Source organism: Alicyclobacillus kakegawensis NBRC 103104, assembly GCF_001552655.1.
Classification (GTDB): Bacteria; Bacillota; Bacilli; order Alicyclobacillales; family Alicyclobacillaceae; genus Alicyclobacillus_G; species Alicyclobacillus_G kakegawensis.
Genome location: NZ_BCRP01000018.1, coordinates 48,427 through 62,821, shown reverse-complemented (window position 1 = coordinate 62,821; position 14,395 = coordinate 48,427). Strand labels below are relative to the sequence as shown.

At 55.4% G+C, this 14,395-nt stretch carries 14 protein-coding genes; 1 reads left to right on the top strand and 13 read right to left on the bottom strand.

The window, feature by feature from the left end; translation table 11 throughout:
* The 10 genes from AK2_RS12905 to AK2_RS12860 all read right to left on the bottom strand — a co-directional run.
* On the bottom strand, window positions 1–943 hold a 943-nt coding region (locus tag AK2_RS12905), incomplete at its 3' end, for a transketolase family protein (protein WP_245632904.1).
* Entirely contained in the window at window positions 934–1,791 is an 858-nt protein-coding gene (locus AK2_RS12900; protein ID WP_067935091.1) for a transketolase, read from the bottom strand. The genes AK2_RS12900 and AK2_RS12905, both read right to left, overlap by 10 nt.
* Entirely contained in the window at window positions 1,784–2,713 is a 930-nt protein-coding gene (gene iolE / locus AK2_RS12895; RefSeq protein ID WP_067935089.1) for a myo-inosose-2 dehydratase, read from the bottom strand. Before iolE ends, AK2_RS12900 begins: the two co-directional genes overlap by 8 nt.
* A 59-nt stretch (window positions 2,714–2,772) precedes the next feature.
* Window positions 2,773–4,638 carry a 3D-(3,5/4)-trihydroxycyclohexane-1,2-dione acylhydrolase (decyclizing) gene (gene iolD / locus AK2_RS12890; RefSeq protein WP_067935088.1) on the bottom strand — a complete coding sequence of 622 codons (1,866 nt, stop codon included), beginning with the start codon at window positions 4,636–4,638 and terminating at the stop codon, window positions 2,773–2,775.
* A gap of 28 nt (window positions 4,639–4,666) precedes the next feature.
* On the bottom strand, window positions 4,667–5,677 hold the full coding sequence (locus AK2_RS12885; protein ID WP_067935087.1) for a Gfo/Idh/MocA family protein: 1,011 nt from the start codon (window positions 5,675–5,677) through the stop codon (window positions 4,667–4,669).
* Complete coding sequence (locus AK2_RS12880; RefSeq protein ID WP_067935086.1) at window positions 5,671–6,675, bottom strand: Gfo/Idh/MocA family protein; 1,005 nt, start codon at window positions 6,673–6,675, stop codon at window positions 5,671–5,673. Before AK2_RS12880 ends, AK2_RS12885 begins: the two co-directional genes overlap by 7 nt.
* The gene (gene iolG / locus AK2_RS12875; protein ID WP_067935079.1) at window positions 6,657–7,703 is read right to left on the bottom strand and encodes an inositol 2-dehydrogenase; all 1,047 of its coding nucleotides are present in this window, start codon (window positions 7,701–7,703) and stop codon (window positions 6,657–6,659) included. The genes AK2_RS12880 and iolG overlap by 19 nt, the downstream gene beginning before the upstream one ends.
* 13 nt (window positions 7,704–7,716) lie before the next feature.
* The gene (locus AK2_RS12870; protein WP_083521180.1) at window positions 7,717–8,763 is read right to left on the bottom strand and encodes a sugar ABC transporter substrate-binding protein; all 1,047 of its coding nucleotides are present in this window, start codon (window positions 8,761–8,763) and stop codon (window positions 7,717–7,719) included.
* A 92-nt stretch (window positions 8,764–8,855) separates the two neighbouring features.
* Window positions 8,856–9,590, bottom strand: coding sequence for an ATP-binding cassette domain-containing protein (locus tag AK2_RS12865; protein WP_067935073.1), 735 nt, complete (start codon window positions 9,588–9,590; stop codon window positions 8,856–8,858).
* A gap of 14 nt (window positions 9,591–9,604) precedes the next feature.
* Window positions 9,605–10,570, bottom strand: a complete 966-nt coding sequence (locus AK2_RS12860; RefSeq protein WP_067935093.1) for an ABC transporter permease — start codon at window positions 10,568–10,570, stop codon at window positions 9,605–9,607.
* An 825-nt stretch (window positions 10,571–11,395) separates the two neighbouring features.
* On the opposite strand from AK2_RS12860, the gene AK2_RS12855 reads away from it, so the two are divergent.
* Entirely contained in the window at window positions 11,396–12,250 is an 855-nt protein-coding gene (locus AK2_RS12855; RefSeq protein ID WP_067935070.1) for a serine hydrolase, read from the top strand.
* Between the two features lie 215 nt (window positions 12,251–12,465).
* On the opposite strand, the gene AK2_RS12850 is transcribed toward AK2_RS12855, so the two are convergent.
* From AK2_RS12850 to AK2_RS12845, 3 genes are all read right to left on the bottom strand, one after another.
* Complete coding sequence (locus tag AK2_RS12850; RefSeq protein ID WP_067928694.1) at window positions 12,466–13,527, bottom strand: tartrate dehydrogenase; 1,062 nt, start codon at window positions 13,525–13,527, stop codon at window positions 12,466–12,468.
* Window positions 13,528–13,540: 13 nt separating this feature from the next.
* A complete protein-coding gene (locus tag AK2_RS17830; RefSeq protein WP_169794791.1) occupies window positions 13,541–13,795 on the bottom strand; it encodes an LCP family glycopolymer transferase in 255 nt (84 codons plus the stop codon).
* A gap of 146 nt (window positions 13,796–13,941) precedes the next feature.
* Entirely contained in the window at window positions 13,942–14,304 is a 363-nt protein-coding gene (locus tag AK2_RS12845) for a VOC family protein (protein ID WP_067935067.1), read from the bottom strand.
* Between the last annotated feature and the right edge of the window lie 91 nt (window positions 14,305–14,395).

The window sequence follows — 14,395 nt, the reverse complement described above, 5'->3', positions numbered from 1 at the left end:
TCATTTGTAGTGCGCGGTGTATCGCCTGCATCATGGCATCTTCATCCAACTCATACTTTTTGAGCAGGGCATCGCTCGGACCCGACTCCGAATTTTTGTCTTTCACGCCCACGCGGACTATCGGCACCGGCCATGTCTCGGCGACCGCTTCAGCCACCGCGCTGCCGAGGCCACCGATAATGTTGTGTTCTTCCGCCGTGACCATCGCGCCCGTCTTTTGCGCCGCAGAAACGATAGACGGGACATCCAACGGCTTGATACACGGCACATGCAGCACACCCACGGACAGCCCCTGATGCCGCGCCATGTTCGCGGCCGCCACCGCCCGGGGCGTCTGAATCCCGGTCGTCACCAGTGTCACGTCGGTCCCCTCACAAAGCCAGACCGCTTTTGCCACGTCATGGGCAGCACTCGACGGAAATACAATGGGCGACGGATCGCGGGCCAATCGGATGTAGACGGGGCCAGGGTGTTCATTCGCCCATCTCATCACGAGGCCTACTTCCACCGCGTCAGCTGGCGCCAAGATGGTCATGTTGGGAACCGCCCGCATCACGGCGATGTCCTCAAGCCCCTGATGCGATTTTCCGGTCTTCCCATTCAACAACCCGCTGTAAGCGCCCACGAGCTTGACGTCGAGTTGCGGCTGCGCCACCGAAACGAGCACTTGATCCAGTGCGCGCCTGGAAGTGAACGCCGCAAAACTGGTCACCCACGGCTGCAGGCCGACAGCCGCCAAGCCTGCTGCGACTCCCACCATGTTCTGTTCCGCAATCCCCATCTGCAGAAATTTATCCGGGTTTTCATGCGCGACCCGGTCCACTTTCGTTGAGTTCGCCAAATCCCCGTCTAACGCATAGACTCTCTCATCCGCTTGCGATAGAGAAAGCAGCGACTCCCCAAAAGCGTCCCGCATGGCCACGCATTCTTCGGTCAGATACAAGGTGTTCCCCCCAATTCCACGAGTGCGTCATTCAGTTCCTGAAGGGAAGGGACCTTCGCATGCCAGACATAGTCATTTTCCATAAAGCGAACCCCTTTGCCCTTCACCGTGTGGGCAATCCATATCGACGGACGTCCCGGTGCCGCCGGCGTGTGCAGCGCGGCCAACAGCTCGGCGATGTCGTTGCCATCGTTCACGACACCGACGTTCCACCCAAAAGCCGCCCACCGCTCTTTTGGATTGGCAACAGGGCTGGCGCGCAGACTTCCCTTTCCCCAGCCAAACTGCTGAAGTTTATTGAAGTCCATGATGACAACGAGATTATCCAGGCCATACTTGGCGGCGATATCTGCGGCCTCCCAGACCTGCCCCTCTTGCGATTCCCCGTCACCAATCAGGCAAAACACCCGAAACTTGCGGCCTTGGAGTTTGGCCCCCAGAGCCATCCCCACCGCGGCGGAGATCCCTTGCCCGAGCGATCCGGTCGACATGTCAACCCCCGGCAACAGCTTCATGTCCGGGTGGCCCTGGAGCCTGGAATCCATCGCATCGAACGTATCCAGCTCGGCAACCGGAAAGAACCCCCGCATCGCCAGGACCGTGTAAAGTGCAATCGCCGAGTGGCCTTTCGACAAAACGAATCGATCCCGATCCTCCCACGATGGGTTGTCCGGATTGACATTCATGACGTCGAAATACAAAGCCGTCAGAATGTCCACCGCAGACAAGGGGCCGCCGAGGTGTCCGGCTCCTGCCTTATGGATGGTGCGCACAATGTGTTGGCGCGCCGTGCGGGCGAGTTCTCTCAATTCTTCGATGTGCTCCACGTCCGTAACCGCCTTAGTCATAAAGGAATTCACCCCCTATGGATTGAATCAGGGCTTCCAAATACCGCTTGGAATGTCCGACAAACTCATACGGATTGTACAGAGCCGGATCCTGTTCTCCCTCAATCATCAGCCAGCCGGTGAAACCCGACTGACAGATGCTCTCCAAAATCGGTCTGAAGTCGATGCAGCCGTGCCCGGGTGTCGTGAACACACCTCTCCGAATCCGTTCTTTGAACGGCGATCCTTTTGTCCGCTCAGCGCGGTATACCTCTTCTCGCACGTCTTTGAGGTGAATGTAACCGACTCGGTGTGCGTACTTCTGGAACAAATCGAGCGGGTTGATCCCGGCGTTATACGCATGCCCCGTGTCGTACAACAGGTACACGAGATTGGGATCCGTCGATTCCATCAGCCGGTCAATCTCCTCCATCCGCTCTACCACCGTTCCGGCGTGGTGGTGGTATACCAGCTTCATCCCAAACGATTGACAAATCTCCCCAGCCGCGTGAAGCCCCTCGATGAGCCGCGCCCACCCGTCGTCATCCAACGGGGTCACAGTTGCGCCGGGCTGGGACGCATCCAACACGGAACCGCCAAGTTCGGCGGTGCTGACGACTTTCGAACCAAGCTGGCTCAACCTGTCCGCGTGGCGTTTATACGCTTCCAACTCGCTCCGTCGCGCATCCTTATCCGCACAATCCGCGCGGCTAAAGTACACGGACTTCCACTGGCTCACGACGTGCAGTCCTCGGGGACGTAGAACGGACTGCAAACCGGCCACGTCTCGGGGTAATTTCCGCACCACTTCGATGCCGTGAAAACCCAGGCTCTGAATCTCGTCCAGCACCTGTTCTGCCGTGTACCAATCCCCGTGTTCCAATACATCCTCGCCAATCCAATTGATAGGGTGCACGCCAAGCCACAGTTTTCGAGTCCCCATGCTTTCTCCTCATCCCCTTGGTTCCCAGTTGTATGTCCGGAAAGGGGGCGGGACTCCCCCTAAATCGGGCGCGCGTTTCTCGCCATCTCCTGCATCCTGACCGCCGCCGCCCGCACATCCTCGTCACAGGAGGTTTCCGCCACACCGAGCCGCCACCAGGAATCGTACCCCGCACTCCCGGACCGGGGAACTATCTTGACATCGATGAGCGTGGTCACATCCGTATCTCGGCTTGCCTGCAAGGCCTGCCGCAGCTCTTCGACAGTCTGAACCTGGAACGCGGCTGCCCCGAGGCTCCGCGCGTGGGCGGCGAAGTCTATCGGCAGATACTCTCCCGTCAAGCGACGCGTCTCCTCGGATTTATAGCGGAACTCGTTGCCGAAGCCCTTGCTTCCTTGGCTGCATTGCAGGCTGTGAATGCACTGGAATCCATGGTTGTCAAAGAGTATGATGGTAATCTTTCTGCCCTCTTGAATGCTGGTCACCAGTTCAGAATGCAGCATCAAGTAGCTGCCGTCCCCGACCAACGCATAGACGTCGCAATCCGGTACAGCCAGCTTGATGCCGAACGCACCACTGACCTCGTAGCCCATACAAGAAAACCCGTATTCCATGTGGTACGTTCCCGGCGATTTCGTACGCCACAGGCGGTGAAGGTCGCCGGGTAGGCTGCCAGCGGCACAGACGATGACGGCGGTCTCGTCGATAAACTGATTCACCTCGCCAATGACTTGGGTTTGCGTCAGTCCTTCCGGTTGTGACCGCGCAACAAGGCGTGTCACTTCGTCTTGCCATTTCTGCTTGAGTTCGGCCAAATCGGAAAGTGAATGTTCCGATTGGTACCCCCGTGCGGCCAAGGCCGTCTGCAGCTCGGTCAAGGCGGCCTTCGCATCCCCAATCAATGGAAAAGCCTGCAGTTTGTACGCATCCGCTCTCGAGACGTTGATGGACAGGAACTGGACATCGGGATTGGAAAATGCGGTCTTGGAGGAAGTCGTGAAATCCGTGAACCGGGTCCCCACACCAATGACCAAGTCAGCCTCGCGAGCGATCCGGTTGGCTGCCGCCGAACCGTTCACCCCTACGGCGCCGAGATTCAGGGAGAAATCGCTGACGACGGCACCCTTTCCCGCCTGCGTTTCGGCAACAGGGATACGGAACGCTTTCGCAAAGGCCTCTACAGTCTCCGCGGCTTCACTGTACCGCACACCCCCGCCCACGATGAGCAATGGCTTGCGCTTCCTGGAAATCATGTCAACGGCGATGGACAGGGAAGACTCGGCGGGGCGCAGGCGGTCAATGACGTGCACGCGCTTCGCCAAAAATTCCACCGGCCAATCGTAGGCCTCTGCTTGAACATCCTGCGGCAAGGCGAGGGTTACCGCGCCGGTCTCTGCCGGATCCGTCAGGACGCGCATGGCATTCAGCAGGGCCTGCATCAGTTGTTCTGGCCGATTGATCCGGTCCCAATATTTGCTCACCGGACGAAACGCGTCATTTGCCGTGACGGTATAGTCGTGAGCGGTTTCAATCTGCTGGAGCACCGGATCAGGCTGACGACAAGCAAACACATCCCCGGGCAGAAAGAGAACCGGAATCCGGTTGACCGTCGCCGTTCCGGCTGCGGTGACCATGTTCAGCGCACCGGGACCGATAGAGGAGGTGCAGGCGTAAATCGCGCGCCGATTCATCTGCTTGGCAAACGCAATGGCGGCGTGGGCCATGCCCTGTTCATTCTTGCCTTGAATGAATTCGAGAGATCCACGGTGATTTTCGATGGCCTCTCCCAGGCCCGTGACGTTGCCATGGCCAAAGATCCCCATGATGCCGCGGACAAACTTGGATTCCTTGCCATCCACCAAAACGTATTGGTTGTCGAGAAACTGCACAAGGGCTTGCGCGACGGTGAGTCGAACCGTATGCACCAGGCTCCCTCCCATTTCCGAGATGGTTTCATGAGACGGCGGCCGTCTGACGGACTTCCTCCACATAGACCCTGCGCCCTTCGTTCGCCGACAACGTGAAGGCCTCGGCCACGATAGAATCCTTCAGGGCTTCTTGCACGGTTATCATTCCGGGTGTCCCATCCACCATACTCTTCACCCAGGCCTTCACTTCCTCCACAAAGGCTCGGCCAAACACATCCAAATAATCGGTAAATCCTTGCCGAACAATCCCTTGCTTAGAGAGAAGGGCGAGGTCACGACGTTCATCCAGTTCCACGAAGACCGATCCGGTCTCCCCCCACACCTCTGTGCGGATGTCACATCCGTGATGGGCGGTACGGCTCGCCCCGACGTACCCTAAACCACCTGAGGCGAACTGCATCACGCCGAGGACATCCTCGAAGTCCTGCATTTCTTTTAGATACTCCGTGTCCCCATTCGTACCAAGGCCCTCGACCCATTCCACCTCGTCGTTCATGAACCAGCGAATCAGGTTAATGTCGTGGATGACCAAATCACGCCAGATGCCACCCGACGTTCGAATGTACCTTGCGTCTGGACAAACGCGGTCGCGACTGGTGCTAAGGCACACGAATACCCGACCGAGATCGCCGGACCTAACAACCGTATGGGCGCGCACATAATCGGGCAGAAAACGCCGCTGGTACCCGATGTGTACGGGCACTCCCGCTTCCTCAATCAAACGGCACATCTGGATGCAATCCGTCAGATTGCTGGCTAGCGGTTTTTCAAGCAGCAGCGGCTTTTTGGCTTCTAACAAGAGTTGCTCCACGACCGGTAGGTGTTGGTCTGTCGATATGGAGACGACCACCGCGTCCGCGTTCCGCACGCCATCCACAAGCGAGGTCGTGAAGGGGACCCCTAACTCTTCGGCTACGGCCGCGCCCCGCCGGGACCTCCCAATCATGGCCGACACACGAACACCTGACAACGACTGAAGGATCTCCGCGCGACGGCGGGCCAGCCCCCCGGCTCCGACAACCGCAACATTCAGCATACGCCTTCCCTTCTCTCTGCGATGTTCACCGCATGGTTGCGCCTCTGGGACTCGGCGGCTGCATACGCGACCCGTTCCGCCTCCAGCACACTCGCCACGTCGACTGGAAACGCGGCCCCTTTGCGCACGCAATCCAGGAAAACGGCAACCTCGCTGCGGTAGGCGTCTTCAAACCGATCCGGGAAGGAATGCATTTGCCGTACCATCCCCTCCGCCGTGAATCGGGTCGTCTTGTCCCGTGGCGCCTCCCCGATTTCCAGCGACCCCTCGGTTCCGAAAACCCGCATGCGGATGTCGTATCCGTATCGTACGGATCGGCTGAGGAGAACCTGGGCGATGGCACCCTCGTCAAGGTTGAGCAGAACCGCGCCCTCTTCCGGATCGCCAAGTGCTTGCATGTAAGCGTTCCGCCACAAACCGCCGCTGATGGAACGGACGCGCACGACACGTTGACCGGTCAGCCACTGAATCAGGTCGTAGTCATGTACGCCCATGTCAAAAAACAGACCGCCAGATTGTGGAACAAACTCCGGTGTCGGAGGGGTTTGATCCCGGCCAATCGCGATGACACTGAGGACCCGGCCAATTTTCCCCTCGGCAATGTACTGTTGCGCCGTCCGATACGCGCGGTCGAAGCGCCGCATGTATGCGGGCATAATCAGGTGCAGGTTGTTCATCGCCCGCAACTTTTCGAGATCCCCGGCTGAGAACGTGAGCGGCTTCTCGACCATGGCCGGGACCCCGTAGTGGAGTGCCATTTCAATGTAATCCAGGTGTGTACTTGTAGGAGTGGTGACGATGACGGCATCCGCTTCTTGAAACACCGATTCTGGATTCGAACCCACACGGCTTTGTAACTCTTGGGCAATCCGGGCGCTCCGTGCGGCATCTAAATCCCAGGCTGCGGACACCACACACCCAGGTGTTTCTGTGACATTCCGTGCATGGAGTTCTCCCATTCTGCCGGCCCCGATGATGCCTACCTTGAGCGGTTCCACGTTTCTCCTCCTATGCGTTCATAAATATCCCGAACCTTGATGGGTTTCTCTTCCTTCAACGAGCGCATGGCCGCGTGCGCGATACACTCTGCTTGGAATCCGTCGTGCCCTGTCACGAGCGGAGGAGTACCGTTGCGGATATAGTCAATGAAAGATCTCATTTCTTCGACATAGGCTTCGTTGTATCGGTCAAGAAAGAAGAATTTGGGCGCATCGCGATACACACCACCTCCCGTCCATAACTGGGCTGTATTCTGATAGTCGTTGTCCACCACCATACAGCCCTTGGATCCGAAAACCTCAACGCGCTGGTCATAGCCATAGACCGCCTTGCGACTGTTGTCGATGATTCCAATCGCCCCGTTGTCAAACTTCAAAACGGTGACTGCCGTGTCGACGTCGCCCAGCTCCCGGAACGTATCGTCGATAAGGACCTCTCCCCGGGCATACACCTCTTCGACTTCTCCGCCGACGAGATAGCGCGCGAGATCGAAATCGTGGATGGCCATGTCGAGAAAAATCCCGCCCGAAGTTTTGATATAATCGGCCGATGGAGGGTTAGGGTCCCGCGACGTGATTTTCAGGATATGGGTTTCGCCCACAGCCCCGTCAACAACCGCCTGTCTCAGCCGCTTGAAGTTATGATCAAACCTGCGGTTGAAACCGATTTGCAAGCAGATGCCGTTTGCCTGTGCGGTGTCGACGGCGCGACGCGTCTTCTCAAGCTCCATGCTGACCGGTTTCTCGCAGAATACGTGTTTCCCAATCCGGGCTGCTTCCTCAATGATCTGTGTATGCAGGTCTGTCGGCGCACAGATGAGAATGGCGTCAATCTCGGAATCGGAAAGGATATCCAGATAATCGTCGGTGACGTGCGGGATGCCCATATCCTTGGCCCACGTGCGAATCGCATCGACATAGATGTCGGAGACCGTTTTGATTCTCACCCCCTCAAGTCGGCGAATGTTCTCTCCGTGCAGCTTTCCAATCCGACCTACACCGATGATTCCAAGCGAGATTTCGCGCATGCGCCGCGCCCCCTCAGCCGCCGATTCCGGATTGAACCAGCTTCTCCATCTTCGATACGTTGTCCTTCGTCACGAACAACGTCCCCGTATTGACGTCCACGGGCGACATGCCGTATTTGGCCGTCAGGTAGAGCTCCACGACAGACATGTAAGCCTGGACAAAGGGTTGCTGGTCGACCGTCCCCAGGTCCATGCCCTGCTGAATGGCGTGCAGGGTGTTCGGATCAATGTCGAACGACGCGATTTTCACCTTGTCTTGCAGATTGGCTTGTTTCAGGAACTGGACAGCAGGTATCGTCTCCTGCGGCCCCAAACTGAAAATGAGTTTGACGTTTGGATGTTTGGCAAAGTAGCTCTGCAAGATGGAGATGGCTTGGTTCGCGTCGGTCCCGATGTTGAGCACATCTACCGAGACCCCCTTCGGTTTTAACACCTGCTCAATCCCCCGTTCTCGCCAGGTCAAATTCAGTGCTCCGGGCTGGCTGTTGAGAATCACGGTGTGATCACCAGAGTGGAGTTGATTGAGCACGTGACTCGCGAGGAAGTCGCCCGATTGCGTTTCATCTTGGCCGACATACCCTTTCACAGGAACGCTCTTCGAGAAATCCTGCGCATTGAACGAAATGACGGGTATTCCATTGGCCTGCGCCTGCTTGATGGATTCATTGAATGCTTTGGGATCCGGCAGGGTAACCGCTATCCCAGCCGGTTTTGCCGCAATCGCTGCATTGAGCAGGTTCACCTCGTCCGGAATGCTGAAGGTCTGTGGTCCCTCAAAAATCGCCTTCACACCCAGGTCTTTCGCCGCCGCCTGCACCCCTTTCTGTTCCACGGCCCAGAACGGATCGGAAGGTCCGCTGTGTGCGATGACGTAGAACGTGAGTTTCGAGTTCCCCGTGTGCTGAGCCGCGTTTGAACCGCTGGACAATTGGCTTGACCCCGAGGCGCCGGAGGATGCGTTCGCCGAGTTCGTGCTGGACGTGGAACACCCGACTGTGAACGTCAATGCCCCGAACGCACAGAACGAGGACGCAATGGCTTTTCTCCATAATCTCCTCATGAATTTGCCCCCTTACAAAACTTTATCGATATAGTTCCAATCATCCGATAACCACACGAACACTTGTGGTTGTCTGGAGTGTCGGAACCCCTTCAATGCACCCCGACCACCATTTGGGTAATGGCGTCCAACGTGGTTTGGTCCCTTGTGAAGTTGCCTATCTGGACGCCGCGTTCCAATACAACAAATCTATCTGCGACTTGGTAAACTTGGCCGAGATTGTGCATGATGAGAATCACCGATACCCCTTTGCGACTCACCTCCTTGACGATTTCAAAAACCCGCTCGGTTTCCTTGACGGATAACGCCGCTGTGGGTTCATCGAGAATCAGGAGTTTGGCCCCAAAATACGCGGCTCGCGCAATGGCGACGGCTTGCCGTTCGCCCCCGGACATGTGACCGACTTCTTCTCTCGTTGAGCGCAATCGAATCCCCATATCGGCCAAGGCTTCCATACAAGCCTCTTCCATCTCCTCGCGACGCAACACATTCAACCAGCCGGCACTCGTTCGTTCCTTTCCGAGAAAGAAGTTCCTCCACAGGCTTAAATTCTCAACCAAAGCGAGATCCTGATAGACCGTTTCAATACCCAGAGATCGCGCTTCGTTGGGAGATCTCAGGTGAACCTCTCGACCATCGAAAACCATCCTGCCTTCAGACGGGGCGTGATACCCGCTGATGATCTTGATGAGCGTCGATTTCCCGGCCCCGTTGTCGCCAATGAGTGCCACAATTTCGCCCTGGGCGATGGTAAAATTCACGTCCCTGAGCGCCTGGACGGTCCCAAACCGCTTCTGGATATTCGAGAGTTGCAAGATATCACCCACACTCACGCACCCCCTTACGCACCTCTAGATTTGCTGATCCTGCTGACGCGTACGTTGAACATGACGGCAATGATTAAGATGAGCCCGACAAACGATGTGTACCAATAACTTGGCGCCCCCATGAGGATCAACCCCGACGTAATCATGCCCATCAGAAGGGCACCGAGGCAGGAGCCGACCACACTCCCGATGCCCCCGGCAAGTGCCGTGCCGCCAATCACCGCAGCCACGATGACGGTGAGTTCTAAGCCTTGACCCTGTGCCGGGGAGACCGAATTCAGCCTTGCGAGGTCCATACACCCAACTAAGCCAGCCAACAAAGCGCTGATGCAGAAGTTCACAACCTTGACCCGCGTCACCGGAATCCCCATGGCGCGCGCAGCATCCGGTTTGCCACCGGAAGCAAAGCACCAGTTCCCAAATTTCGTCTTGTTGAGTACAAACCATCCGAGCACAGCGGCCACGACAAACCAGACCGCGGTAAAGTGCAGCCCCCCGGCAACCTCCCCTCCCAACACGTGCATCAATTTGGAACTGCCGAAGTACGAAATGGGATATCCTCCAGTCGCCACGAGAACGATGCCGCGCCACCACATCTGTGTGCCCAACGTGACAATGAATGAGTTGACATGGAATCGCGTCACGATGAGTCCATTGGCCAAACCGGTCAGTGCAGCGGGAATGAGGGCGCACACGAGGCTGAGCCAAATGTTCCAGTGTTGTTGGACAAAGAGATACGCCCAGATGGTGGGACACAATGCGTAGATGGAACCGACTGAGAGGTCAAACTCCCCACTTATCATGAGGATGGTGATGCCAATTGCGATGATGCCAATCTCCGCCGCGCTTGTAATAATGGAGGCGGCCTCCGTCATCGATAAAAACTGTGGATTCAAGACGGTAAATATGACTGCGGCTAGAACGATGCCCCCGATTACGCCGAGTTCCTTGACCGAAAAAAGGGTTCGACTCCACCTCAATCCCTTCGGCCCCGATAGAGTTTGTAGCTGAATTTTTCCGGTCATCTCCTTCACATACCTTTCGTCTTAAATTCTATTCTTTCATGTCCAACACGCGCTTGGCATGAAGTCTCATGCAGGTCAAGGTGGCCTTATACGATCCGTACCGGACACGTACATGCGTCAAACATCCGAAGTCGGCCGGATACAAGGAAACCGCTTTCCCAGCCGAAAACACCGAACTGTCCCAGTGAGATATTTTCTGAAGGAAACCGCTTACAATAAGGGTAGGAGAAACAAAAGTTTTTCTTTCAAACAGCCTCCAATGACTTCTTTACACTCTCAGTTTGCACCTCATTTGAGCCTAAGATTTGTCGTATTTTGCTCCTTCTTCCCCCTTTATCAAATCTTTGTACCCTGGTCTTGTTCATAGATCTGCATGTTCGCACAACGAAAACCTGAGTTGGTATCCCATACAGCGAATGAGATCTATAAAATATTTATTTTTATATTTTTATGTATACATATAAGCAAACCTCCATCCGAGAGAGTCTTTCGGTCGACCTCGTCACGGATGACATTAAGGATAGCGCTTTCTTTGCCTCATTATAATTGGGGCAGGCGTCCTTGTAAATACGTTTTTGAAAATTTATTGTTATCAGCCTCTGCCCACACAGCCTGTAAGTTGCATGGGGCCTCCCGACGCTTGCAAGTCGTCACCTCAAGTACGAATGCAACCGGAGTCATGCACCGCCACTGAATTATCAAGCCAAATGTGCCATGTTCCCTGAAATTCAACTTCCCTTCAAGGCGCTTCCTCTAACTTAAAGTATGGGGTGGGCCAATATGGTCAGGAAAATTCTTGGTTCTGTAGTCATCGCAGGAATCCTTGGTATCCTGATTTTTTTGCAGTACGGAATGCGAGCACGGCAAGCTGCGGCACAACGACCAAGTCAGGTCACGAAACCGGTAAGCCGTACGACGGAACCGACACAACACCGTCTGAATCTATTTGGAACCCAATTTCGCCAATTTATAAAAACACGTGACGACGATGTCTCTGTCGCGATCTACGATAAAAGGACGGGGAAAACATACAGTTTCCATCCGAATTCGGTATATTGTCCCGCAAGCACCATAAAAGTACTTATCCTGGCGGAGACGTTGAAAGAGAATGATGGAAATCTAACAGAGGAGCAGCAAGAACAATCGACGCGAATGATTGAAAATAGCGACAATGATGCCGCCACCGATTTATGGGAGGATGACGGCGGCACTGCGGCTATGCAGAGGTTCATGGATCAGCTGGGAATGTCCCACACCACCGCGAATGACCACTGGGGATTGACCACCACGACAGCGTCGGACATGTTAAAAGCCATGAAGCTATTCGCCTGCCCAAATGACATCCTAACCAATGAGGAACGTAAGTACGGACTTAATCTGATGGAACACGTGGAAGCGGATCAACAATGGGGAGTGAGTGCGGGAGTCGACACCAACGCGACAGTGGCCATTAAAGATGGATGGTCACCGAAGACCTGGTCCGATTGGCGGATCAACAGTTTAGGTTACGTGGACGGAGATGGGCGCAACTATGTCATCGCAGTGTACACCATCAACAACCCGACGGAGCAGTACGGCATCGACACCATAGACGACATCTCCAAAATGATTTGGAATGAACTTCAAACGAAGTGAATGATCCCACGCGAAGCCCACACATCACGCCCAGAGGTTCACAGTCTGTATTCGCTCCTGTCTCCGCACTCCTACACCCTCCAAAAACGGCGAAAGGGCTCGCCAGTATGCAACTCGGTGTACGGCGGGCCCATCCCACATTCCAAGTGGTTGCTTCGCAACATTCCTGCCCCTGTTCGACTCAACCTCTCGGCACCCGCTGCATGAATTTGGTCTCACGCCTGTGCCCTCAGGTTGTCCAACACCGCGCGGGTGACCTCCTCCGTGCTGTGCCTGCCGCCAATATCGCGCGTCTTTACGCCGGACGCCAACGTCTTCTCTATCGCCTTCAGCACGAGATCACCCAGCTCTTCGTACCCGAGAAAGTCGAGCATCATCTTCCCCGTCCAGATTTGACCCAACGGGTTCGCTATGCCCTGCCCAGCGATATCCGGCGCCGAACCATGCACGGGTTCAAACATCGACGGGTATTTCCGTTCGACATTCAAATTCGCGGCGGGCGCGATGCCGATGCTGCCCATGATGGCTCCGCCAAGATCGGTCAGAATGTCCCCAAACAGATTCGAAGCCACGATGACATCCAACGTCTCCGGTTTCATCACGAAGAAGGCGGACAGCGCGTCAATGTGTGTGCGCGAGGTCTGAATGTCGGGAAACTCCCTGCTCACCTCACCAAACACCCGATCCCAAAACGGCATTGTGTGCGTGATGCCATTCGATTTGGTCGCGCATGTCACGTGCCGCTTGCGCTTCGACGCCAACTCAAATGCGTACCGCATCACCCGTTCCGTGGCTTTTCGGGTGAAGACCGAGTTCTGAATCGCCATCTCGTCCTGTCCTTCGTGGATCCGTCCGCCAATCTCGGAGTACTCACCCTCGGAGTTCTCGCGAACCACCAGCAGATCAAAGCCGTTCGGGTGCCGCAGAGGGGATGGCAACCCCGGCAACAGCTTGGCAGGCCGTATGTTGACGGTCTGCTGCAGCTCTCTTCGAATTTTGATGAGCAATCCCCATAGGGACACGTGGTCCGGGACCACGCTCGGCATGCCAACCGCACCCAAGAATATCTGATCAAAGTTTTTCAGCGTCTCAATCCCTGTTTCCGGCATCATTTCGCCGTGCTCCAGATAATAATCGCAACTCCACGGGAACTCTGTCCAAGAGAACGCCAATCCTCCGTGGATCTCAGCAGCAGCATCCAGGACACGAATGGCCGCCGGAACCACTTCCTTACCGATTCCGTCGCCCGGTATCACGGCGATGTCAAACTTCTGCACAGGCTACCCCTCCTCAAGTATAAAGTAAAATATTCCAGCATCGCCTTGCCAATACCGACCAATGCGGCCTGGTGGAGTTGCTGACAGCCGTAGTCGGTTCCAGGCAGGCCATACCCGACGAGGTTATCTCCGTGTACCCATTGCCCGGCATGTACATCCGCGTGTCCCGCTGGATGCTCAGCGCGTCATATGTATGACGATTCCAATCAATATGGATAAGCAAGATGGAATCGGACTGCCCCGCCTTCTTCCCTCGACGCGCGTCCAATCCCGACGTCAATGGTGTATCAGAGAATTCTCCGCTTCATAAAGGGGGTATCCGCTTCTGCATTTCTGCGTCCAGACAAGTAATCTCCCTCACTGAGGAACTAACCCATCTACAGAATCCATATCCCACATTCGTCCCGGAAAAAGTCATTTGGCATTCTCATCACGTTGGAATATCCCAAAAATCAGCTTTTCGGGGCCTTGACAATATGCAACATAACCTCTCCCTGGAATCGGCATTTTTGGGTATACCGTCTCACCGCCATTCGCAGTAATTTTCACTAAATATTCGTCCACGTTATCAACCTCAATTGTGTTAATTACACGAGCTTGCCCATCAGGGGAGGGCAAAATTCCACCGGTAATGCCGGTGCCTTCTTCATCCGTGGTAATAAGCCAATAGCCTAAATCACCATGTTTTTCAATCTTCCACCCGAAGATGTTCCTATAAAACTCGACTGTTTGTTCCGTATTCGCTACTTGCATTTCAAAATGGGCTATACGATTCATGACATTTCCCCCTCATCATTCACTTGCATACTTGGTACGACCACATTAGTATCTGAAGCCATTGCATGTTCTACATTTTTACTCCATAGCA